General features: G+C 66.0%; 16 protein-coding genes. 10 read left to right on the top strand and 6 right to left on the bottom strand.

Annotated elements, in window-relative coordinates; all coding sequences use genetic code 11:
- Positions 1-4 precede the first annotated feature (4 nt).
- Positions 5-799, bottom strand: coding sequence for an undecaprenyl-diphosphate phosphatase (locus FHS47_RS14350; protein ID WP_208382028.1), 795 nt, complete (start codon positions 797-799; stop codon positions 5-7).
- A 167-nt stretch (positions 800-966) separates the two neighbouring features.
- Between FHS47_RS14350 and FHS47_RS14345 the strand changes: the two genes are divergently transcribed.
- The 3 genes from FHS47_RS14345 to FHS47_RS14335 are packed head-to-tail and all read left to right on the top strand — an operon-like array spanning position 967 to position 5,447.
- Positions 967-2,481 (top strand): efflux transporter outer membrane subunit, encoded by a 1,515-nt coding sequence (locus FHS47_RS14345; protein WP_167029234.1) that lies wholly within the window; start codon positions 967-969, stop codon positions 2,479-2,481.
- Positions 2,478-3,896 carry an efflux RND transporter periplasmic adaptor subunit gene (locus FHS47_RS14340; RefSeq protein WP_167029231.1) on the top strand — a complete coding sequence of 473 codons (1,419 nt, stop codon included), beginning with the start codon at positions 2,478-2,480 and terminating at the stop codon, positions 3,894-3,896. The genes FHS47_RS14345 and FHS47_RS14340 overlap by 4 nt, the downstream gene beginning before the upstream one ends.
- A gap of 3 nt (positions 3,897-3,899) precedes the next feature.
- Complete coding sequence (locus FHS47_RS14335; RefSeq protein ID WP_167029228.1) at positions 3,900-5,447, top strand: DHA2 family efflux MFS transporter permease subunit; 1,548 nt, start codon at positions 3,900-3,902, stop codon at positions 5,445-5,447.
- Between the two features lie 132 nt (positions 5,448-5,579).
- On the opposite strand, the gene acpA is transcribed toward FHS47_RS14335, so the two are convergent.
- Together acpA and FHS47_RS14325 are read right to left on the bottom strand one after the other, a co-directional pair.
- Complete coding sequence (gene acpA, locus FHS47_RS14330; protein ID WP_208382027.1) at positions 5,580-7,256, bottom strand: acid phosphatase; 1,677 nt, start codon at positions 7,254-7,256, stop codon at positions 5,580-5,582.
- A gap of 35 nt (positions 7,257-7,291) precedes the next feature.
- On the bottom strand, positions 7,292-9,112 hold the full coding sequence (locus FHS47_RS14325) for a family 43 glycosylhydrolase (protein WP_208382026.1): 1,821 nt from the start codon (positions 9,110-9,112) through the stop codon (positions 7,292-7,294).
- Positions 9,113-9,372: 260 nt separating this feature from the next.
- Between FHS47_RS14325 and glnA the strand changes: the two genes are divergently transcribed.
- Positions 9,373-10,785, top strand: a complete 1,413-nt coding sequence (gene glnA / locus FHS47_RS14320; RefSeq protein WP_167029222.1) for a type I glutamate--ammonia ligase — start codon at positions 9,373-9,375, stop codon at positions 10,783-10,785.
- A 188-nt stretch (positions 10,786-10,973) separates the two neighbouring features.
- Positions 10,974-12,161: a porin gene (locus FHS47_RS14315; RefSeq protein WP_208382025.1), complete on the top strand. Its 1,188-nt coding sequence runs from the start codon at positions 10,974-10,976 to the stop codon at positions 12,159-12,161.
- Between the two features lie 9 nt (positions 12,162-12,170).
- On the opposite strand, the gene FHS47_RS14310 is transcribed toward FHS47_RS14315, so the two are convergent.
- From FHS47_RS14310 to FHS47_RS14300, 3 genes are all read right to left on the bottom strand, one after another.
- Complete coding sequence (locus FHS47_RS14310; protein WP_167029219.1) at positions 12,171-13,850, bottom strand: alpha/beta hydrolase; 1,680 nt, start codon at positions 13,848-13,850, stop codon at positions 12,171-12,173.
- A gap of 11 nt (positions 13,851-13,861) precedes the next feature.
- On the bottom strand, positions 13,862-15,553 hold the full coding sequence (locus FHS47_RS14305) for an alpha/beta fold hydrolase (RefSeq protein WP_167029216.1): 1,692 nt from the start codon (positions 15,551-15,553) through the stop codon (positions 13,862-13,864).
- Between the two features lie 104 nt (positions 15,554-15,657).
- The gene (locus tag FHS47_RS14300; protein WP_167029213.1) at positions 15,658-17,835 is read right to left on the bottom strand and encodes a glycoside hydrolase family 3 N-terminal domain-containing protein; all 2,178 of its coding nucleotides are present in this window, start codon (positions 17,833-17,835) and stop codon (positions 15,658-15,660) included.
- Positions 17,836-18,170: 335 nt separating this feature from the next.
- Between FHS47_RS14300 and FHS47_RS19820 the strand changes: the two genes are divergently transcribed.
- Genes FHS47_RS19820 through FHS47_RS14280 form a run of 5 tightly spaced genes read left to right on the top strand, consistent with a single transcriptional unit; the run spans position 18,171 to position 24,053 of the window.
- Positions 18,171-18,584: an ATP-binding cassette domain-containing protein gene (locus tag FHS47_RS19820; protein WP_247741461.1), complete on the top strand. Its 414-nt coding sequence runs from the start codon at positions 18,171-18,173 to the stop codon at positions 18,582-18,584.
- A 2-nt stretch (positions 18,585-18,586) separates the two neighbouring features.
- Positions 18,587-18,934: an ATP-binding cassette domain-containing protein gene (locus FHS47_RS19815; RefSeq protein ID WP_247741460.1), complete on the top strand. Its 348-nt coding sequence runs from the start codon at positions 18,587-18,589 to the stop codon at positions 18,932-18,934.
- Positions 18,931-21,294: an FtsX-like permease family protein gene (locus FHS47_RS14290; protein WP_167029211.1), complete on the top strand. Its 2,364-nt coding sequence runs from the start codon at positions 18,931-18,933 to the stop codon at positions 21,292-21,294. Before FHS47_RS19815 ends, FHS47_RS14290 begins: the two co-directional genes overlap by 4 nt.
- A 19-nt stretch (positions 21,295-21,313) precedes the next feature.
- The gene (locus tag FHS47_RS14285; RefSeq protein WP_167029208.1) at positions 21,314-22,690 is read left to right on the top strand and encodes a sigma-54 dependent transcriptional regulator; all 1,377 of its coding nucleotides are present in this window, start codon (positions 21,314-21,316) and stop codon (positions 22,688-22,690) included.
- Between the two features lie 34 nt (positions 22,691-22,724).
- Entirely contained in the window at positions 22,725-24,053 is a 1,329-nt protein-coding gene (locus FHS47_RS14280) for an ATP-binding protein (RefSeq protein ID WP_167029205.1), read from the top strand.
- Positions 24,054-24,199: the final 146 nt, after the last annotated feature.

Here is a 24,199-nt window from a genome sequence, read left to right as displayed (position 1 = left end):
CGCGTCAGCCGCCCGCGGGCAGGAACAGCAGAAGCGCGATGCCGAGCGCGATGCGATAGATCGCGAAGGCAGTGAAACGATGCGAACGGATGTAGCCGAGCAGCCATTTCACGGCCGCGAACGCGACGATCGTGGAGACGACGAACGCCACGGCCAGGCCGGTCCAGTCCTCCCCTGCCGCGCCGCCGTCGTGTACCGTCTTCAGCAGCTCGTATCCCGAGGCGGCGTACATCGTGGGAATGCCGACGAGGAAAGCGAACTCCGTCGCCGCGGCGCGGTTGTTCGTTCCGGCAAGCATCGCGATGAAGATGGTGGCCGCGGAGCGCGAGGTGCCGGGAAACACGCCCGCCACGATCTGCGCAAGGCCGACCAGAATCGCCACCTTCCAGGTAACGGCCGTATGGTCCGGCCGGTTCGCGGCGAACCTCTCGGCAAGCAGCATCCACACGCCGCCGACGACGAGCGCCCAGGCGATGGGCGTGACGGTCTCCGGAAGCTTGAAGCCCAGCTTGGACACCACGAGGCCGAGCGCGGCGGTGATGAGGAAGGCCACGGCCAGTTTCATCACGTAGTCGCGGGTTTCGGGGCGGCGCCAGTTCTGCAACATGCTCCACAGCGTGCGCCAGTAGATGAAGGTGACGGCGAGGATCGCTCCTGCCTGGATGGCGACGTTGAAGAGGTCGGAGCGGGCGCCGAGCCAGCGTTCGGCGATGAGCAGGTGGCCCGTGCTGGAGATCGGCAGGAACTCGGTGATCCCCTCGACAATACCGAGGAGGATGGCGCTGAGCAGGTCGTTCACGTGGTGGGGATTCCTGTGGGGACGCCTCCATAGCTTAGGGCCTGCCCTTGCCCGTGACACCCTCGCCCCGTCACGCATTGCCCACGCAGTGCGCTGATATGTTCGCCCGGACGCGGCGAACGGACGCGATATCCGGCCGACCGCAAGAATTCTCGAACGGACTTGCCATGGTGCCAGAGCCTTCCCCACCGGGCCGCCTGCGCGGTTCGCATGCTGTCGTTTTCGCTGTCGCGCTCCTGCTCGGCGCCTGCGCGCCGCCGGTGCGGCCGCCCGCGTTTGCGCCGCGCGAGGAGGTACCACTCGCGGGCATTTCGGTCGGCAAGGCTGGCTGGCCATCGCCCGAATGGTGGCGGAGCTATCGCGACCCGCAACTCGATCGCGTGGTGGCGCTGGCCATGCGTGGCTCGCCCGACATGGAACAGGCCGAAGCGCGTTACCGCGCCGCGCACCGGGCGGTCGACAGCGCCCGCGCGGAACTGAATCCGCAGGTGCGCGGCCTGTTGAACGGCGGCCACGGCTACAGCGATGTGGATGTGCGCGGCGAAGTGCCGGGCGCACCGGGCAACGCGCAGGGATTCCAGTTGAATCCCGGGCACAGCTGGAGCAACAGCGGCGCGGCCGGCGCCCTCGCCACCTGGGATCTCGACCTCTGGGGCAGGCAAAAGGACGCTGTGGCGGCCGCCGTGGGGCAGGCACGGGCCGCGGAAGCGGAACGCGCCGCAGCCGCCACCTCCCTGCAATACAACGTGGCCAACACGTACTTCGACTGGCAGGCGCAGCAGGCGCGGCTCGACGTGGCGCGGCACGCCGCGGCATCCGCCGCCGACTATCGGGAACTCGTGGCGCTGCGGGTGAAGCACGGACTGGACGACCCCACGGCCCTCGACCAGGCCGATGGACGATTGGCGGGGATGCGACGAGCCGTGGCCCAACTGGAAGGCGCGGCCAGCCTGGACCTCGTCCAGCTCGCGGCGCTGGCCGGTGTGTCGCCGAAGGAACTCGGCACGCTGTCGCCTTCGCCGCTACCCGTGCCGGACACGAGCCTGCCGCCCGACGCACGCCTGGAATTGCTGGCACGCCGCCCTGACATCGCCGCGGCTCGCTGGCAGATCGAGGCCTCGTCGAAGAACATCGACCAGGCACGCAAGGCGTATTACCCCAATGTGAGCCTCACCGCGCTGGGCGCCTTCCTGCGCACGTATCCGGATCTCGGCTCGGGTACGCGCACGGACCTCACCATCGGCAATATCGGTGCCGCCGTGCAGCTTCCGATCTTCAGTGGTGGGCGCCTGCGTGCGCAGTACGAGAGCGCGCAAGCCCAGCTAGACCTCGCCGTGGCGCAATACGACGGCGCCGTCGTGCAGGCGGCGGGACAGGTAGCGCAAGGCGTCGCGACGCTTACCGCGCTGGACGAGCAGCGCGTGCAGGTGGACCGCCAGTACGAGGCCAGCGCGGCGCAGAAAGGCAAGGCTGCCGACCGTCGCGCGAAGGGTCTCATCGACGACCGCACCTGGCTCGATGCCGACATGCAGCTGGACCAGCAGCGCGATGCGCGCCTGCAACTGACCAGCCAGATGCTCTCCGCCAACCTTTCCCTCATCCACGCGCTGGGCGGCGGCTACCGCGCCGACGACCTGCCCGAGCTTCCGGCCGCCCGCGGCGGCGAGGATTCCACCCGATGACCCCCGAAAACGACGACCCACGCGACACCGACGAGAGCGGCGCGCCGCTGCCGTACAAATACCGCTACAAGTACCTGCACAAGTACGGGGACGACTCGCCGCGCGGAGAGCGCGACGCCGATCGTGAGGACGACGACGAGGAGGACCGCAAGGATCGGTCTGAAGACAGCGACGACGAGGGCGAGAAAAAAGACGGGGAGAAGAAGGAAGACAAGGACAAGAACGACAAGGACAAGAAGGAAGACCCGAAAGCGAAGCGCCGCAAGGTCATCATCCTGTCGGTGATCGCCGCCGTCTTCCTGCTGGCCGGCCTTGCCTGGCTGCTGCTCTACATCTTCGTCTTCTCGCAGCGCGAAACCACCGACGACGCCTACGTGAAGGGCGACATGGTCACCATCTCCTCGCGCATCGCGGGCACCGTGATCGAGGTAGCCGTGGAGGAAACCGAGCGTGTGCACCGGGGGCAGGTACTGATCAAGCTGGACCCGGTCGATGCGCGCGTGAGCCTCATGAACGCGGAAGGCCAGCTCGCGCAGGCGGTGCGCGAAGCACAGGCACGCATGCAGCAGGCCAACCAGGCCGACGCCGCCGTCCCGCAGCGCCGTGCGCAGTACGAACAGGCGCGCGACGAATACAACCGCCGCCACCCGCTGCTCGCACGCCGTGCCGTGTCGGCCGAGGAAGTCGATACCGGGAAGCGGCAGATGCAACAGGCGCTCGCGGCGTTGCAGGCGGCCGAGCGCGAAGCCGCAGCGGCGCACGCACAGGTGGACGGCACCACGGTGGAAGATTTCCCAGCCGTGATCCAGGCGCGCGCGCAGTTCCGCAATGCCTGGGTGAACAACGGCCGCAACGCCATCGTATCGCCCATCGAAGGCTATGCGGCTCGGCGCCAGGTGCAGGTCGGCCAGCGCATCCAGCCCGGACAGGACCTCCTGACCGTGGTGCCTCTCTCGGACGTCTGGGTCGACGCGAACTTCAAGGAAACTCAGTTGGAGAACATCCGCATCGGCCAGCCGGTGAAGGTCACGACGGACATGTACTCGGATGTCGAATACCACGGCAAGGTGGTGGGACTGAACGCCGGCACGGGCAGCGCGTTCTCGCTGCTTCCGGCGGAAAACGCCACGGGTAACTGGATCAAGGTGGTGCAGCGCCTGCCCGTGCGCATCGCCATCGATGCGAACGAACTCGAGAAGCACCCGTTGCGCCTGGGACTGTCTGCCGACGTCAACGTGGATACGCACGATCGCGACGGACGCGTGCTCGCCGAAACGCCGCGAAACAAGCCGCTGGCCAGCACCGATGTCTACGCGCAGGAAATGGATCGCGCGGATGAACGCGCCGAGGAGATCATCCGCGCGAACACCGTCACCACCACGCCGAAACCGGTTCCGGCCCGGCCCGGCCACTGAGCGATGGCGAAGCCGCGGCAGGACAATGGCCGGAAGCCGCTGACCGGCGGTGCGCTCGCCCTGCTGACGGCGGGCGTGGCGCTGGCCACCTTCATGGAGGTGCTCGACATCTCCATCGTGAACGTATCGGTGCGCACCATCGCGGGCAACCTGGGCGTCAGCAGCAACGAAGGCACCATGGCCATCAGTGCCTATTCCATGGCGAGCGCCGTGATGCAGCCGCTGACGGGATGGATTGCCAAACGCTTCGGCGAGGTGCGCACCTTCTCCATCTCGGTGATGCTGTTCGTCGTGTTCTCCGCGCTGTGCGGGCTGTCGCAGAGCATGACGATGCTCATCGTGTTCCGCCTTTGCCAGGGCGCCGTGTCGGGGCCGATGGTGCCGTTGTCGCAGACGCTGCTGCTCAATAACTACCCCGTGGCGAAGCGACCCATCGCGCTGGCGCTATGGGCCATGACCGTCGTAGTGGCGCCGGTATTCGGTCCGATCCTCGGCGGTTGGATCACCGACAACTATCATTGGTCGTGGATCTTCTTCATCAACATTCCGGTGGGCATCTTCGCCATCGTCATAACTTATGCGCTGCTGCGCGACCGTGAATCGAAGACCGCGAAGTTGCCGATCGACGCCATCGGCCTGTTCCTGCTCGCAGTGGGTGTCGGGTGCCTGCAATTCATGCTCGACAACGGTAACGACGACGACTGGTTCACCTCGCGCACCATCACCGTGCTGGCCATCGTCTCGCTGGTGTGCCTCACCTTCCTCGTGGCGTGGGAGCTGATGCACAAGAGCCCGGTCGTCGACCTTCGGCTGCTGGGGAAGCGCAACTTCCTTGTCGGCGTGATCTGCCTGTCGCTCGGCATGTTCGCTTTCTTCGGCGGCACGGTCGTCATGCCGATGTGGGTGCAGGAGGTGCTCGGTTATACGGCCACCTGGGCGGGTTTCGTGGTCGCGCCGATCGGGTTGCTGGCCATCGTGATGTCGCCGCTGGTCGGCGCGTTCCAGAATAAGTTCGATCTTCGCCTGCTGAATACGGTGGGGTTCGCGATCTTCGCCGGCGCGTCGTTCTACATGTCGACCCTGAGCACCAATGCGCCGTACAGCGAATTGGCGCTACCCCGCATGTGCATGGGTGCGGGCGTGGCGCTGTTCTTCGTGCCGGTGAACCAGATTATCCTGTCCGGACTGCCGGACGAGCAGGTAGCCAGTGCGTCGGGGTTGTCGAATTTCTTCCGCACCCTGGCGGGCAGTATCGCGACCGCCGTGAGCACCACCATGTACTCGCACCGCACCACGTATCACCACGCGGTGCTGGCCGAACATGTGAGCGACGGAAGCCGGGCCACCGGCGAGTACCTGGAGCGCTTCCAGGCACTCGGCGCGCAGGGACCCACGGCGAATGCCGCGCTCAACCGCATTGTGGACATGCAGGCCGCCACCCTGGCGGTGAACGACGTGTTCTGGCTCTTCGGGCTGATGTTCGGCCTGGCGATGTTCGCGGTGTGGTTCGCGAAGCCGCCGTTCGCATCCGGCGGTACCGCCGGCCACTGAGGTCGGTGGAGTACCGCGCCTTGTGGGAGCCGCTTCAGCGGCGATCCCGCGGCAGCGGGCACGCGCTTTCACGAGCACCCATCGCCGCTGAAGCGGCTCCCACAGAGAGCGCTTCCGCAAAAATGCCAGCGATCAGGCGAACTGAAGCGTTTCGGTCAGGTCGCCCGGTGCGGGGCCACCCGCCGCCAGCATTGCCTTCTCGCGCTCGACGAGCCCCGGCAGTTTCTCCAGCTTGAAACGGCGGGTGATGAAGCGTGCGATCGACCCGGTGTCGTAGACGGTGTGCTCGACGTGCCCCTTCTTCGCGTGCGGCGAGATCACCAGGGCGGGGACGCGCGTGCCTGGCCCCCAGCGATCGCCCTTCGGAGGAGCCACGTGGTCCCACCAGCCGCCGTTCTCGTCGAAGGTGACGATCACCAGCATGTCGTTCCAGTGCGGGCTTTTGCGCAGCGCGTGCACCACGTTGGCGATATGTCGGTCGCCTGCCTCCACGTCGGAGTAGCCGGCGTGCATGTTGAGGTCGCCTTGCGGCTTGTAGAACGTGACCGGCGGCAGCTTGCCGGCCGCGACGTCGGCGAGGAAGTGGTTGGTGGATGGCGTTTCGCCGAGACCGCCATCGCGCAGGTGGCGCTTGCGCGCTTCCGTGCCGGGCGCCAGCGATACGAAATAATTGAGCGGCTGATGGTGCGGCTGGAAATTGGGCGTCTGCGGAAAGCTGCCGTCGTCGCCGTCGCCCTTGCCGTCGAGCGCGGCCTGGAAGGCGCCGCCGTACCATGCCCAATCGACGCCCTTCGCCGAGAGCATGTCGCCGATATGCCGGTGCGATTGCGGCGGCAGCGTGTTCGGGCTGCTGGCATCGGCCAGCAGCGGGTTCTTGCGGTCGACGTTGAAGCCGGGCGAGTAGGGCGGGCCGATGGTGTTCACCGCCCAGAAGTCCGGCGTCAGCGTGTTGTGGTGCGCGAACTTCGGTTTGCCGTCCATCGCGCTCTTCGGCGAGTCTTCGGCCATCTTCAGGCGATGGTCCTTGGGATCGCCGCTTTCCGTCACCGCGATATTGAATTGCGCCGGACTCTTGTCGGCATTCGGGTAGAACGGCGGCTGCGCCGCGACGAGGTACTGGTGATTGAGGAACGAACCGCCGAAAGCGCCCATGAAGAAGTTGTCGCACAGCGTGAACTGCTCGGCCAGGCGCCACAGCCGCAGGTGCACGGGCGCGCTGGCGTAGTGGCCCATGGTGAGCGCGCCGTTGTCGCCCCACGCCACGAACCCGTCGTTCCTGCCACCGTTGATCTGCAGTTGGTTGTTGTAGAACGCGTGCACGAGGTCGCGCGTGACGACGCCGTGCGGCAACGGCGTGTGGCGATCGCCGGTGTGCAGGGCCCACGGCGCATTCGGCAGCCCGACGATGTCCTTTTCGAGAATCTTGTACGTCTTGTGGTCGACCACCTGCTCGTGCGGAACGAGGCCGCCCCAGATCGGGGGCAGCGTGTCGAGCACCTTGCCGTCGCGATCGCGCTGGAGGTAACGCTCCTTCGGAACGGCGCTCAGCGGGCTCTGCAATCCGGGGAAGTCGGCGAACAGGTTGTTGAAGCTGCGGTTTTCCGCATAGATGACGACCACGTGCTGGATGTGCTTCTCGAGCAACGCATCCATTTCCTTGCCGCCCGGTGCGACAGGGGCCGCCTGCGCGGCATTCGCGGTTGCGTCGGGAAGGCCTCCCAGCGCCAGCAACGCGCCCGTGGTGGCCATGCCACCGAGCAGGCGGCGCCGGCCAGCGTCGAGGGTATCGTCGTCGTGCTTGTTCGTCATGTCGTGATCCGATGGGGGTCTGTGGCCGCCCATCGTCATGGAACGATCTGTACGACCTGTGACAGCGGAGAGACACCTCGCTCGTCGAAGGCCTCCACGGCCACGACGTAACGAACGCCCTTGTTGAGGCTACGAAGGGTAAACGAAGTCGGCCGATCCGCGAAACGCTGGTACGTGGAATGCAGGCGATCGGCGGCAAGGCCCCAGCGCACGTTGTACCCCACCGCGCCCGGTACGGGCTTCCACGAAATAGTGGCGTCCCTCTCGTCGCTGCCGCGTTTCGCCTTGACGCCCTGCGGAGCGGCCGGCGGCGCGCCGTCGGCATTGCCGAACACCCGCAGATCGGAAATCGCAAGATGCTTCGCGCCCACATGCTTGTGCACGTAGCGAATGAAGCGCAGCTTCTGCGGTTGTTCCAGTTCGATGTACGCGTTGGGGCGATCGCGTGTTTCCTTCGACAGGTCGGCCAGCGTGATCCAGCGTTCGCCGTCCGTCGATCCTTGCAGGACGAACTGCGTGACAATGTCGGGGGCGTCGCCGTAGCGGCCGGACTCGAAGTCGGCGTAGTTGACCTGCACCGCACGGACGGTCGGCGTTCCACCGAGGTCGAGCGTGAGCGTCTGGCCGGCTTCGTTCGCCTTGGCCACCCAGAACGTGCGCGGGTCCTCGTCGGTCAGCGTGGAAGCCGGGTGCGCGGGCAGCGACGACGACGCCACCACCGGCCTGCGGTACGACAGCAGCATCCAGCCGGTGAATGTGTCTTCGTTCTCGTGCAGCTTGTGGTCGGGCATGCGATGCGGGAAGTCGCCGAAGCGCGTGTCCACCCACATCTGCCCGTCGTCGTGCCACCCCGCGGGAAAAAGGTCGATGCGGCGTTCGAAGGTCCAGTTCACGCCAAGCCAGGCGGTGCCCGTGTTCCAGGCGTTGCCGTACACGTCCTCGAAGGTGGAACCGTGGCCGGCTCCGGTGACGAAGCCGCCGGGCTTGTACCCGACCGGGTTGTAAGGGGCGTATTCGAACGGCCCCAGAGGCGTCTTTCCGACGTACACGCCCGTGGCGTACACGTTGTATTCCGTGCCCGGGCCGCCGTATTGGAAGTAGTAGCGGCCGTTGTGCTCGTTCATCCAGGCCCCTTCGATATACGAGGGCTTGTCGCCCATCGTATGGTCCGGGCCGAAGCGCTCCCAGCCATGGTTCGCCGGATCGAGACGCAGGAAGGCGCGGGGCTTCGTCGCGAACGAGAGGCGCTTGCCCTCGCCCTCCGTGGAGGCAAGTTTCAGGTCAAGCTCCGCGCCGTAGAGCGGATAGACGTACGAGGAGCCCCAATACAGGTACACCTTGCCGTCCCTGTCCTGGAACAGGCCGGGATCCCACGGCCCCTGCGGCAGCTCATCGGGCTTCAGCAGCACGCCGGGTTGCTCGTTCCGCACGGCACCCGGCACGGGGGGCAGCAGGCGCGTCCAGAACTGCCACCGTCCGCTGGCCGGGTCCGTGCTGACCATGAGCGGCCGCGGCGCGACGGCCGACTGCATGAGGAACAGCTTGCCGTCCGCGACCAGCGTCGCCGGCGCCACCAGTCCGTCGAACGGCCAATGGTCCGGCTTCACGAAATCCCAGTGCACCAGATCCTTGGACATCCAGTACCCGTCGGCGAGCGTCTGGAACAGGTAATACGCGTCGCCGAAGCGCACCACGGCCGGATCGGCACCGGTGCGGTACGACACGCCCTCGTTCATCTGCTCGAAGTTGTAGCGGTAGTCGATGTCGATGGGGTTGGCGTAGGTCCGCTGCGCGGCATGGGCCAGGACGGGCGAGAGCCCGAGGGCGGCGGCCAGGGCGATGAGGGAAAGACGCATGCTCATTCCTGCGGGGTAATGACCGCATCCTGCCAGCGTAATCCGCGTTACGCCTAAGCCGGGCGTCCCTGGTCCCCGGTCTTTCCTGGTCCCGGGCTTGGTGCAATATCATGCCATTTGCACCAACGTGGTGCTTTTGCACGGGGCGCTTACGGCCGTTCTATGATGCGCCGGCTTGGTCCATGCCGGTCCGCCGTGCGCGACGGCGCTGGCATAGCGATTGCTAACCGCATCCCGCCCCATACCCATTCGAGGTTTGTATGTCCGCCGCTTCCAAAGTGCTGAACCTGATCCAGGACGAGGAAATCGAGTTCGTCGACCTGCGCTTCGCCGATATCCTCGGCAAGCACCACCACGTCACGTTCCCCGCCCACGCCATCGACGAAGGTACCTTCGAAGACGGCAAGATGTTCGACGGTTCGTCGATCGCGGGTTGGAAGGGCATCAACGAGTCCGACATGGTGCTCATGCCGGATCCGGACACTGCGCACCTCGACCCGTTCAGCGCGCACAAGCAGCTGATCCTGCATTGCGACGTGCTCGAGCCGAGCACCATGCAGGCCTATGGTCGCGACCCGCGCTCCATCGCGAAGCGCGCCGAGGCTTACCTGAAGTCCACCGGCATCGCCGACACCGCCTTCTTCGGCCCGGAACCGGAATTCTTCATTTTCGACTCCGTGCGCTGGCAGAACGACATGGGCCGCGTGTTCTATGAAATCGGCTCCGAGGAAGCGGCCTGGTCGTCGCGCTACAAGTACGACGGCACGAACACCGGCCACCGCCCGGGCGTGAAGGGCGGCTATTTCCCGGTCAGCCCGGTGGACAGCCTGGGCGACCTGCGCGCCGACATGTGCAAGGTGCTGGAATCGCTGGGTCAGGTGGTGGAAGTGCACCACCACGAAGTGGCCAACGCGGGCCAGTGTGAAATCGGCACCCGCTTCAACACGCTGGTGAAGAAGGCCGACGAACTGATGACGATGAAGTACGTCATCAAGAACGTCGCCCACCAGGCCGGCAAGACGGTGACCTTCATGCCGAAGCCGATCGTCGGCGACAACGGTTCGGGCATGCACGTGCACCAGTCGCTGTCGAAGAACGGCGAGAACCTTTTCGCCGGCGACCTGTACGGTGGCCTTTCGCAGACCGCGCTGTGGTACATCGGCGGCATCTTCAAGCACGCCAAGGCCATCAACGCGTTCGCAAACTCCACCACCAACAGCTACAAGCGACTGGTGCCGGGCTTCGAGGCGCCGGTGATGCTCGCCTACTCGGCGCGCAACCGTTCGGCCTCCTGCCGTATTCCGTACGTCTCCAGCCCGAAGGGCCGCCGTATCGAAATCCGCTTCCCGGACCCGATGCAGTCGGGCTACCTCACCTTCACCGTGCTGATGATGGCCGGTCTCGACGGCATCCTGAACAAGATCGACCCGGGTGCGCCGGCCGACAAGGATCTTTACGATCTTCCGCCGGAAGAAGAAAAGAACATCCCGCAGGTGTGCGCCAGCCTCGACGAGGCCCTGGTGGCCCTCGACAAGGATCGCGAGTTCCTGAAGGCCGGCGGCGTCTTCACCGACGACTTCATCGACGGCTACATCGCGCTGAAGATGCAGGAAGTCACGCGCTACCGCGCGAGCACCCACCCGCTCGAGTTCCAGATGTATTACGCCATCTGACGTTCGATCGGTCGGATGAAGAAAAGGGGCGCTTCGGCGCCCCTTTTTTTGGTTCTTCACGCGCCCTTTTAAAGACATGGGCGAGCCTGCCGATGAAGTGAGTGCGGGATTGAGCGGATTCTCAAGCACGCTATAGTCATTCATTGTCGCAAGCCGGTGCCGCCGGCTCGCTTGAGAGGGGTTTCACCGTGAAGAAGACCATCGTCGGCGCAGTCGCGCTGATCGCTCCCGTGCTCGGCGCGGTCGCCGCGCCGTTGCCCAACGACTACGACTGGCGCACCAACTGGCCCACCCACTACGTGTTCGCCGATGGCACGGACGTCGGCCTGTCGCTGAAGTATCAATACGATCTGGACCGCTTTTCGCACGACGAGGGTACGTACGAAGACGCGCAGACAAACCGCCGCAAGGAGTTCGGCTTTTTTGTCCGCAAGAAAGGTGTATACGACGGCACCGTGGTGTTCGACTTCCAGACGAAGACGTGGCTGGACGTGTTCTTCCGCATGCAGAGCAAGGCCCTGTTCGGCAATGACGTGGGCGCGTTCCGCGTCGGCTTCATGAAGACGCCCGTCGGCTTCGAAGGCAACACAAGCACCGGCAGCACCTCGTTCATGGAAACCTCGCTGCCGATGCAGGCGATCTACGCGGCCCGGCGCCTTGGCGTCGATTGGGCGCTGGCGCGGAAGGCGTACCTCGTGCAACTCGGCTACTACAAGGGCGGCAACCTCCAGGGCGATCTCGATGGGCGCATGGTGGCCGCTCGCGCTGCATGGACACCGATGAACAGCCCGGGCAATGTGCTCCATTTGGGTGGCTCGTACTCACGCGAAAACCCGGACGGCAGCACCGACGGCCGCGGGCGCTACAACCCGCCGAGCGTGCGCTTGCGCGCGCTGCCGGAGGCAGGCCTCGCCACGCGCCGGCTCATCGACTCCGGCGCGCTCAGCGTGGCCGAACACGTCGAGCGCCGCGGTCTGGAAGGCCTGTGGATTCGCGGCCCCTGGTCCATGCAGGGCGAGTACCTCTCCGCGCGCGTGAAGCTCAAGGACAAGCCGACCTATGACGCCCACGGTTGGTATGCGTTCGGCAGCTGGGTCGTCACCGGCGAGTCGCGCACCTACAGCGCGGGCAACGTTGGCGACGTCGTTCCGAAGGGGCCCTGGGGTGCGCTGGAATTCGTGCTTCGCTACAGCACGCTGGATCTCGACGACGGTCCCACGTCGGGTGGCACCGAGCATGACTGGACGCTCGGTGCCAACTGGTACCTCACGAAGTACCTGAAGTTGCAGGCCAACTACGTACGTGCCACCAGTGACCGACGTGACCTGCGCATCGATCCGCACATTTTCCAGATGCGTGCGCAGGTCATGTTCTGATTCACATCGCTATCGGAGTTCGTCGTGAGCCGCCGGTGCCGGCAGGGTCACGGCGACAGGCTCGACGACGGGCGGAGGCGGCTCGCCGGGAATGCCTTCCAGCGGGCTGCCGAGCGTGCCGTCGCAAGCGAAGGCCCGGGAACCGGTCTCGGGCAGCTGGCCGGTGGCGAGATAGCGTGCGGCGGTGAGCTCGATGCACGGCGACCGCGTGAAATTGAAGAGGCCGTGTTCATCCGAGTTGCGCACCAGCAGCATGCGAGCGTTGGCGAACCTGTCGAGCACGTTCATGGCGCCAGTGAGCGGAGTCGATGTGTCGGCGTCCGACTGCAACATCAAGAACGGTGGCGCGAGTTCGATGTTCGCACTCACCATGGGCCTTGCTGTCGGCGGGCCCCATCGCAGGCAGACGATCTCATCCAATACTTCGTGTCCGGTCGTGCTCAGGTAGCGACGGGCATTTTCGCGTGCCGCCCGACGAACGGCGCTTTCGCTGCGTGTCCACGGCATGTCGTTGCATGGAACGACGACGCGAACGGAGTCTCCTTCGGGTCCCGATTGGAACCTGGGCGTGGTGCCGGGCGGCGCGTACACCAATGTCGCCAGCTTGTTCGCCATGTGACGCAAGCGCGCGTCCATGTTCGGGTCAGGCGCCAACGGGTTCCGCAGCAGGCGCAACATGGCGTTCAGCGTGGCGGGTTTGCGCACCTCCCACAAGTTTGCGAGGTGCAATGTGGCCGCCAGTTCCTCCGGCGTTTGGATGGCCGCCAGACGCAACTTGCGCATGCGCGCGGGAAAGTTGTCGACGGTTTCGGCGACGATGCCAGGGTCGCTGCCGAAGCCGTACCGTGCGGGATCGCGGAGGATGGGCGCGAGTGCCTTGCGCATGATGGCCTCGTGCTGGGCGGCTACGGCGCTCTGGAGCGCAGTGGCATAATCGCGCGTGACGTCCAAACCGGAATCCCAGAGCATCCGCCCGGTGTGGTAGGGGTAGACCGACGCATACCATGCACCGACAAGGGACCCGTAGGAAATGCCGTAAAAATGGAGGCGCTGGTCGCCGAGCGCGCGACGCAACATGTCCATGTCGTGTACGTGCTGTTCGGTATTGATATAACGCGCATGCCATGGCGCGCGACAGGCGTCGGCGATGGCCTGCGCTTCCGAGAGCATCAGGTTCCAGTTGGCGTCGCTCAGGTCGCCTGACAGGGTCTCGTAGGAAGGCGGCATGCCGGTCACGCAGCGCAACTCGCCACTGCCGACGAGTCCACGCGGAATGACGGCGACGAGATCGAAGCGCTCGCTCAGGTGGTGCTGGTATATCAAGTCGGAGTCCGTCCAGGCCCTCGCGATCGCTTGCAGAAGCGTGCCCGGGTGCGCGCCCGGGCCGCCGGCCTGGAAGAAGATCGAGCCTTCGCGCAGCGCCGGCACGGCGGCGCGTACACGTATGACACCGATCTCCAGCAAATTGCCGTCAGGTGCTTCGTGATCGAGTGGCGCCGACATGCTGCCGCACTCGAGGCGGTTGCCGAGATCGGGTGACGCGGGACCGGTCCATGCATCTGGGCATGGACTCCACGCGATGGAGGGCACTGTAGCGGTGGTGTTGTTCACGCTGGCTTGTGCCGGCGAGATGGCGATGGCGAAAAGGGGCAGACAGGCGGCGTGGGCCACAAGGCGAAGTATTTTCATGGGGCGCATCCTTAGAGTTCCTCGTGCACGGCCGGGGCGGGCGAGGGTACGGGGGCGGCGGTGGGGCGCAGCGGGGCACTCGGAATGACGTCCACCGCGTTGCCTTGCGTGCCATTGCACGTGGCCACGCGTGTCGGTGTGTCAGGTAGCGCGCCCGTCAGCAGATAGTTGGCGGCGGTACTTTCGATGCATGGCGAGAGGGTGAAGTTGAACAGCCCATGGATGTTGGAATCCCGCACCATCAGAAGGTGCGCGTTCGGGAAGCGCTCCAGGATGTGTGCCGCACCGCTCGGCGGAGTTGTGTCGTCTTTGTCGGATTGAAGCATCAGGAACGGCGATGCCTGCTCCAGCGTGGCAAGGTCTGGCTGCCGGGCCGTGGACCCTCCCCATTGCAGGCACATAAGCTCCTGCATGGTGGTGTCGCCTGTGTAACTCCAGTAGCGGGTGGCATCCGCCTGCGCCCGCGCGCGGATTTCCTGTTCGCTTAGTGCCCAGGGGATGTCGTTGCAGACGACGATGGACCGGACGGAATCTCCCTCCGGAGAGTCGGCGAACAGCGGGGTGGTTCGCGGCGGGGCATACAGCTTTGTCGCCAGCAATCTGGCCGCGAGGCGGATCCTGTCGGCAATTCCGGCATCGGGAGTGATCGGCGCCCGCTGTATGAGCGTTTCCATGGCGTCGTAGCTGGGCGGCCGCGCGTCGCGCCACCACGGTGCAACGAGCAGGGCGGCAGCAAGCTCCACAGGGGATTCCATCCCGGCGAACCACACCTCCCTGATGCGAGAGGGAAGGTTGGCAATGGCCATGGCCACTGCTTGAGGGTCTCTGCCGAAGCCGAAGCGCGCGGGATTGTCGAGTACCGGCTGCACGACTTCCCTTTGGATGGTGTCGTGCCGCGCCCTCAGGTTAAGGCGCACCGCGGTCACATAGTCGTGGGTGAAGTCGAGGGTGGAGTCCAGGAGCATGCGCCCCGTGTTCTGCGGATAATTTGCCGCGTACCAGGCGGCGATCATGCCGCCGTAGGACGCACCATAGATGTGTATGCGTGCGTCGCCGAGCGAGCGACGGACCATGTCCATGTCGTGCACGTGCTGCTCGGTATTGATGTAAGGGGCGTGTGCAGGCGTGGCGCACGCCCGTACCGCCGAAGCCGCGGCAACGGTCATGAGACCCCAGTTGACGTCGTCCAGGTGCGTCGGTACGTAGGCATGTGCACCCGGAAGACCGTTAAGGCACCGGACTTCCGTGCTGCCCACCAGACCGCGCGGAATCACTGCGACGATGTCGAAGCGGTCGGCGAGGAGGCGTTTGCTGCCTTCATGCGGATCGCTTGCGTCGGTATCGGCCCAGCCCTTGACGATGGAACGAAGGAACCTGCCCGGGTGGATGCCGGGGCCGCCGGGATTGAAGAAGATCGATCCCTCGCGCTGCGACGGAACACCCGCGCGCACGCGAATCACACCCACGGCGAGTGTTCGTCCGTCACGAATCGCATGGTCGAGCGGCGCCTGGATCGTGGCGCACTGCAGACGGTCGCGAAGCCTGCCGGGCGTGTTCCCCACCCAGGCATCCGGACAGGTGCCCCAGGCGATGGGCAGGCTGGGAACGGGAGCGGCATATGCCGCCGTGGCGTGGGATGTCTCGGGCGCGACGAGGATGCCGAACATCCCCGCCGTCATGACGAGCGCGCGTAATCGGAGCATGCGTGTGTTCCTTCGACGATGAAGGACACGATGCTAGGTAGCGCTTATTTTCCGCCGTATCGGTGCAGCGCTCCGCAGCGTGGAGTCACGGCCTACGTGCGCCGTCAGCGGTCGCGCAGAGTGAAGCTCGCCGCGTTGCCTGTCGCGGACGAGCCGGCTATCCACACCAGGAATTCGCCGGGCTCGGCTTCGAACGTACGGCCGTCGCGATGCGTGAAAGCGAGATCGGCACGCGTGAGTTCGAATGCCACGTCTTCCGATGCACCGGGACCGAGCAGGATCTTCCGGAAGGCTTTCAGTTCGCGCACAGGGCGAACGCGACTGGCCACACGGTCGTGAATGTAGAGCTGCACCACTTCTTCGCCGGCGATGTCGCCGGTATTGGTCACGTTTGCGGACACGACGATGGTCTCGTCCCAGCCCACGGTCGAGGCGACGCGCGGCGATGAGTAGGCGAAGCGCGTATAGCTGAGACCGTGCCCGAACGGATACAGCGGCTCGAAGGTGACTTCCCGGTAGCGAGCCTTGAAGGCGGGCGGCTGGTCGGCCAGTTCGGGGCGGCCCGTCCGCGGATGGTTGTAGAAATAAGGCTGTTGCCCCGAGTCCTGGGGAAAACTGACCGGTAGGCGCCCCGACGGGTTGTAGTCGCCGAACAGCACGTCGGCAATGGCGGGGCCGGTCTGGCTCCCGAGGAACCAGGTCACGAGGATGGCACCGGCTTCGCGCACCGCGCCGGTCAGTGCGAGCGCCCGCCCGTTCTTCAACAGCACGACGACGGGTTTGCCGGTGCCGGCCACCGCTTCGGCCAGTGCCTGCTGCGCGGCCGGCACGACGATCTGCGTGCGCGACTGCGCTTCGCCGGAGTAGTTCTGCGGTTCGCCGATAGCCAACAGCACCACGTCGGCCCGGCGCGCGGCGGCCACGGCCGCCTCGATGCCGCCCTCCAGCGGAGCCTCCAGGCCCGATCCAGGCACCACTTCCAGTGCCGAGGCATCCGCCAGGGCGTCGCGCAGGCCGCGCTCGATGGTCACGTGCCGGGACGCGTCGCCGAACAGCGTCCAGCATCCCTCGAGGTTTTCGGTATCGGTGCCGAACGGCCCGATCAGTGCGATTTTCTGGCCGCTCTTGCGCAACGGCAGCACGCCTTCGTTCTTCAGCATGACGATGGACCGGCGCGCGGCGTCGCGTGCCAGCGCCGCATGATCGGCGTCGCGCGAACCGTCGGCCTCCGCGGCGGGGTCGAGCGAACGATACGGGTTGTCGAAGAGGCCGATGGCGTCCTTCACCGCGAGCACACGGCGCACGCCTTCGTCGAGCACGTCCATCGGCACCGCGCCGGATTCGACGAGCGCCGGCAGGTGGGCTGCGTAGAAGCCGCTTTGCATGCTCATGTCCACGCCGGCCAGGAACGCGAGCCGTGTCGCGTCGCGTTCGTCTTCGGCGAAACCATGCGCGATGAGTTCCATGTCGGCCGTATAGTCCGACACCACGAGCCCGCGAAACCCCCATTCACCACGGAGGATGTCGGTCATCAACTCGCGATTGGCCGATGCCGGCACGCCGTTGATGTCGTTGAACGCGCTCATGAACGTCAGCGCGCCTGCGTCCAGCGCGGCCTTGAACGGCGGCAGGTGGACGTCGCGCAGGGTCTGCGGCGAGATATCCACCGTGTTGTATTCCATGCCGGCTGCGACGGCGCCGTAGGCGGCGAAATGCTTGGGCGTGGCCAGCAGCGAGTCCTCGGCCATGAGGTCCGGACCCTGGAAGCCGCGTACGCGGGCGGCGGCGAATGCCGAACCCAGCACCACGTCTTCCCCCGCACCCTCGGCGACGCGGCCCCAGCGCTGGTCGCGCGCGATGTCCACGGCCGGGGCGAACGTCCAGTGCACGCCGGCGGCAGTAGCCTCGATGGCCGTGGCTCGCGCGGTGCGCTCGGCCAGGTCCGGTTCGAACGAGGAGGCTTCGGCCAGGGGGATGGGGAATACGGTGCGCATGCCGTGGATGACGTCGGCTCCGAGCAGGAGCGGGATGCCGAGCCGGCTCTCCTCCACGGCCACGCGCTGCGCCTCGCGGCCTTCGGCGGCGCCCACGCCGTTGAACAGCGCGCCTACGCGTCCCGCCCGGACCTGTTCGAGGACGTCGGCGGCCCCCCGTGCGTTCACCTCCGGATTGATGTCCGGGGCGAACGGACGCACGGCATCGGCGAACACGCCCAACTGGCCCACCTTCTCGTCGAGGGTCATGCGGGAGATCAGGTCTTCGATGCGGGAATTGCGGTTCATGGGCTGGCCTTGGGACGAGGCGACGGGGGATGGCGCGTCAAGCGGACAAGGATACCGGCATCGGGTACGCAAGTGCGCACGTAAATGACGTTACAGGTAAACGTTTACGCCCTTGGGCCCCAAGACGTTCAGGAGACACCGCAGCGTCGTCGCGGCCCATCGTTCGGATGAGCGGCGCCAGCGGCTCGATATGGGCAAATCGGCAGGCGATGCACGGCGACGCAACTATCGTTACGTCTTTCCGGCAACATCGGGAAGATTGCTATTCGAGACGGGTTTGGCCGCCATTACAAGCCATCGCGCTGCGTTATGTTGACCCCATACGGAGTCGTGCGATGCAGTGCTTCACCAATCCAACGATCATCGAGATGCGAGGCGTCGGGAAAGCGTTTCCCGCAGGCTCCGCCGACTGTCACGTGCTGACCGACATTCACCTGAATGTGCGGCAGGGCGAATTCGTCTCGGTGGCCGGGCCTTCGGGTTGCGGCAAGACCACGCTCCTGTCGCTGATGGGCCTGCTGGACGTGCCGACGAAAGGCGAGCTGCGGTTCGCGGGCCAATCGGTGCACCATCTGGGGCGCGCGGAGCGCGCCATCCTGCGCAATAGGCACATCGGCTTCGTGTTCCAGGCGTTCAACCTCATCGACGACCTGAGCGTGGCGGAAACGTCGCGCTGCCCCTCTCGTTTCGAACGGGCGTTTCGCGGCACGAGCGCCAGCGTCGTGTTCGGGATGCGCTGGCGGGCGTAGGCATGGCGCACCGCATGCGTTACTACCCGTCCCAACTGTCCGGTGGGCAGAAGCAACGCGTTGCCGTCGCGCGCGCGCTCGCCGGCAACCCATCCATCCTGCTGGCGGACGAACCGACGGGAAACCTGGACCTCCGGAATGGCGAAGCCGTCATGTCGCTTCTCTCTCGCCTTCATGCCGAGGGGCGGACCATCTGCATGGTGACTCACGACGACCGGTTTGGAGCCATGGCCGAGCGCACGGTGCGCCTGTTGGACGGACACATCGTTGACGAGAGCACGCACCAGCAGCGGCTCGCCGAATCGGAATCGGGCCTGGACCAGTACAGCCTCGGCGAGCCCGTGCAGTGAAGCGGCCTCCGCAGCCTTCTCGCGACGCGCATGCGCTCGCGCGCTGGCCGGCCTTCATGTTGCTGGCTGCCGGAACGCTGTCGTTGGGAGTCGCCGCCGCGATCGGCGGGGTCACCCCGCTCGACGCCGTGCTGCAACCCCCACCTTGGCCGAACCACGAGCGAGTGGCGATTTACGGGCGCCGCACGCCCGACGACCCCATGCGCGCGATCTCGCCGCAACTGTACGACGCCGTTGGCCAACCGGCGATGGTGCTGTCGCGTGGGATCGCGAGCATTCCCGAAACGGTGAACGTCGTAGCCGGCCGGCACAAGGAAATCCTTCGCGCCCAGCGGGTCGACACCGGGTTCCTTCGCACGCTTGGCGTGGTTCCGTCAGGCATCACGGACGGTGGGACGGGGCAGGGCGCCCTGGTGTCCGAATCCCTGCGCGATCGCCTGGCGGACATCGCACCGCAGGTTGTCGGCCAGACGATCGTCGTCGACGGGTCGAATGTCGAGGTGCGCGGCGTGCTGCCCGCGGACTATCGCTTCTTTTCCGATGTCGACCTGCTCCTTTCGCTCGACCCGTCGAACGGCTCGACGGCCCTGGCGGGCAACATGACGGCCGTGGCGCTGTTGTCGTCCGCGAGCGACATCGGGTCGTTCTCGGCCCACGTGGTGCGTGCCGCCCGCACCATCAGCCCGGACCCGCACGGTGAGGACGTCCGATGGAGCGGCGCCACGCCCATAGACGATCTTGTGGCGGACGGGGCGCGCGTGCCCTTGTGGGGCTTTGCTCTGTCGGGCGTGCTCGTGCTTACCGTGGCCGGGATGAATGTCTCGCAGCTGATATCGACGCGCATGTTCGGTCGCATCGATGGAACGGCGGTGAAGATGGTGTTCGGCGCGAGGTGGGAGCCCTGGCGATCGGCAGGGGGCGATGCCCTGGCCGTGGGCGTGCTCGCCTTCGCCGCGGGCCTACCCGCAGGTACGGCGCTGGTGCGCCTGTTCAAGCCACACATTCCTCCCGCATGGCTGGTCTCGGCCGCCCCTCTGGCGCCCGGCTGGCGCGTGCTGTTGCTGGTAGCGGCGATGACGCTCGTCATGCTCGTCCTGGCGACCGTCGTCGGAACGACACGCGTGATGGGACGCCTGCGCCATCGGGAACGCACGATGATGAGCGGCGCCCCGGCCATGCGTGCGGCGACCGGCTGGACGGCTTCCGCACTGGTTCTCGCCCAGGTCGCGTTGGCGACCCTGCTCGTCTCGTACGGCATGATCGCGGTGTCGCGGGCATGGCTACTGGCCGGCACGTCTCCGGGCTTCGACAGCGCGGACGGTGTCGTGGTGGAACTGCATCCCTCGATGCGCGCATATCCGGAGTCGAGCGGTGTTGTCCGTTTGGCCGATACCATCCGCTCGTCGGTATCGGCGTTGCCCGGCGTGAACGCGGTGGGCTGGTCGACCGACGTCCCGACGGGCCGGGGGTTCCGCATGCCCTTCCTGCTTAGCGACGGCGGCATCCGATTCATACCCTTCGCGGTGGTTTCGCCTGGCGGAAACGAGGCCATGGGTCTGCGGCTGCTCGCCGGCCGGACCATCGGCGACAGCGACGGCTCCGATGCCAGCCGCGTTGCCGTGGTGAACGAAGCCTACGTGCGTACGTTCGGCAGCCGCGGCATCGGCGATGTCGTCCGGCCGGCGGGCCGGGGCGCGAGCGACGCCCGTATCGTCGGCATTGTCGGCAATACCCGACGCGACGCGAACGATGCTGCGATGCCGGTGGTCTATGTTCCGCTCGCGCAGGTCGATCCGCATGTCTTCGCGTTGATGCGCCAGCTGCAACCCCTGTTCGTCGCGATCCGGGGCCCGGCGGCCGCCGTGGTTGCGAATGACGCATTGCCATCGATCGTCGACGGCGCCGCGCCGTCGCTTGCGCTGTCGCCGCCCATTCCGCTCGAACGGATAGCCGACGCGCCGTTGGCAGGAGCGCACCGCGACGTCGCACTCTTCGCCACGCTTTCCGGCTTTGCCGTGAGCCTGACCGCGGCGGGCCAGTATGCGATGCATTCCGTGGAGGTCGCCGCGTCACGCTATGCGTTGAGCCTGCGCATGGCCCTTGGTGCCACCCCGGGCCAGCTTTTTGCCCACGTGGTCCGGAAGGCGTTCCGCGTGGCCCTGGGCGGCATCGTCCTCGGCCTGTTCGGTACGTGTGTCATGCAGCACTTCTCGCTCGGAATGGCCATGCCCGTAGGTACCGCTATCGGCGTGTCCGTGGCCGCGGCCCTCGTCATGGTGTTGGGGACCTTGGTTGCCGTGGCCGCGCCCGCGAGCCATGCGGCGGCGCTCGAGCCTTGGCGAGTGCTCCGCAGCGACTGAAACGTGGGGAATGGCAGGTATGTCCAGAAGTCCAGAATCCGCAGCGCCGGTGCTCGTCGTGGACGATCATCCGGACGTCCGACTTGCGCTACGCATCCTGCTGCAATCGGAAGGTATCCCGTCGATCGACGTCGGCTCCGCGGCAGCGGCACTGGACGTCGCGGCACGGACCGAATTTGCCTGTGCCGTCGTCGATCTCAACTATGCATCGGACACGACGTCCGGCCTCGAAGGTCTCGAGCTCGTCACCCGTCTGCGTCAGGAAGTCCCGGAATTGCCGGTGGTGACCATGACCGCCTGGGGCAGCATCGATATCGCCGTGCGCGCCATGCGCCTGGGCGCATCCGATTTCATCGAGAAGCCCTGGAACAACGCCCACATGGTGCACACCATCCGCACACAGATCGCCTTGCGCCGGATGCAGGAGGAAAACCGGCGGCTGCGGGCCGAAGCCGCCTTGTCGAGGGAGGCGGGCGACATGCTTCGGCTCGGCGAATCCTCGTCCATGCGACGCGTACTGGACCTGATCGACCGCATCGCCGGTGGCGATGCCAACGTGCTCGTGCTCGGCGAGAACGGCACCGGCAAGTCGCTGGTGGCACGCGAGATCCACGCCTTGTCGCCCCGCGCGGAACATCCGGTCATTCGCGTCGACATGGGTACGCTGCCGGAGTCGCGCTTCGCGGAAGAAATGTTCGGAGAAGATCAGCCCACACCACGTCCCGGCCGATTCGAGCTGGCGCATGGGGGCAGCCTCATCCTCGAGGAGGTGGGCAGCATCCATCCGCTCCAGCAGGCGAAGCTGCTGCGCGTCGTGGAAGAGGGCGAACTTGAACGTTGCGGCGGCATGCGCACGCGACGCGTGGACGTACGTGTCATCTCCACGTCGAATGCCGATCTGGACGCCGCCATCCGGCACGATCGTTTTCGCCGCGACCTGCTCTACCGGCTTAATGCCATGCAGGTGCGCCTGCCGCCACTGCGCGAACGGCAGGAAGACATCGTACCCCTGGCTCGTCACTTCATCCTTCGCGAGTGCCGTCGACGGGGACGTGGCGCGATGCTGCTGACGCCGTCGGCCGAGAGGGCTCTTCGCGGCTATGCGTGGCCCGGCAACGTGCGCGAACTCGAACACACGATCGAACGCGCCGTGCTGTTGACCCCGCGTGACGACATCGATGCCGACGCCCTGTCGCTGCAGCGACGTGCGGACGAACCCGTGGTGCTCGACAGCCTCACCCTCCCCGAGGCCGAAGAACTGCTGATCAAGCAGGCGCTCGAACGCCATGGCCATAATCTCCAAAGGGCGGCCGACGCTTTAGGCATCTCCAGGCAGGCCCTGTACCGCCGTCTCGAAAAGTGGCGGGCCCGGACCGGGCTGGCGCCGATCAGCTGAAAGCTCAATCAACCTTTTTTTCGTCGGGATCACCTTGAACCTCGACGCACGTTCGACCAACCTGGCCTACGGAGCGATGCCTGCCGTAGGTATCGTGCTCCTGCCCGTGGCCGCGATGGGCGGGACGCTCGTCGTCATGGAGGGCCTCTCCTGGCAGCTTCGGCTGGGCCTTTTCAGCTCGGGCATGTCGCTCACCCTCGCGCTGGCGTGGCTCGTTGGGAGCCGCATGCTGCGGACGCTGGGCACGATAACCGAACTGCTTGGCGCGCTTCGTGAGGGAGACTTTTCGCTCCGGGGACACGTGCGGCCGGGAAGCGATCCCCTGCAGGGAATCGTGGCGGACGTCAACCTGTTGTCCGACGCGCTGAGTGAAGCACGGCGCAAGCGTACGGAAACCTCGCGCTTCCTGAGCAAGACGGTCACGGCGCTGAAGGACCCGGTGTTCGTTGCCGACGACGAAGGGAAACTGCGTCTGATCAACGCGGCCGCGAGGATCTTGATCGACGCGGAGAGCGTCGCCGTGCTCGGCCGAGACCTCGCGTCCCTGGGCCTCACGGAAGCTTTCGATATCCCGGACAACGCCATCTTCCATGGCCGCTTCCCGGGTGGCGAAGGGCGGTGGGCCGTGCGCCACGTGGCATGGCGAAGCGATGGCCGCGAGCATCGTCTGGTCATGCTGCGTGACCTCAGCGCGGCGCTGGGACAGGAGGAGCGCCGAGCATGGCAACGCCTTATCCGCGTGCTGAGCCACGAGCTCAACAACTCGCTGGCGCCGATCGCATCGCTGGCAGGCAGCCTCGCCAGCCTTCTGGAGGATCGCCCCGCGGAGGAGGTGCGTGCCGACCTGCACATCGGCCTCGACGTGATCGGGCGGCGCGCCAATTCCCTTGCTCGTTTCCTTTCCGGATATGGCAGGCTGGCCCGCCTGCCGCAGCCACGATCGACTCTGTTCCGCCTCGATCTTGCATTGTCCCGGCTGGCGCTACTGGAGCGCCGGATCGATGTCGTCGTGCTCGGCAGGGAAGCCGTGATGCTTTACGGCGACGAAGACCAGTTGGGCCAGGCATTCATCAATCTCGTGCGTAACGCCGCGGAGGCGGCGCTGCCAGTTCGCGGTGGTGTGCGCCTGAACTGGTTCACCGAGGGGCGACGCATCCGGGTGGTGGTGGAGGACGACGGCATGGGTCTGCCCGATAGCGACGCATTGTTTGTGCCATTTTTCACCACCAAACCCGATGGATCCGGCATCGGTCTCAGCCTGACACGGTTGATCATCGAAGCTCACGGGGGCACGGTCGAACTGACGAACCGGCCCGGCTCTCGCGGCGCGATCGCCACGGTACGGCTTCCTTTGCCCGATTGAGCCCGCGCTGTCCGTTGCCGGACACGACTGTCCGTTTCCGGACATTTCGGTGACCGTTTTCGATACGGCCCTGCGAAAAATCGCATTTTAGGCGACCGGAAACGGAATCCCCGCGAATTTCATCTTGAGCATGCAAGTATCCGGTG

The organism is Luteibacter sp. SG786 (genome assembly GCF_011759605.1).
In the GTDB taxonomy this organism is placed as follows: Bacteria; Pseudomonadota; Gammaproteobacteria; order Xanthomonadales; family Rhodanobacteraceae; genus Luteibacter.
The sequence above is the reverse complement of the archived record's forward strand: the minus strand, read 5'-3'. Positions and strand labels throughout refer to the sequence as shown.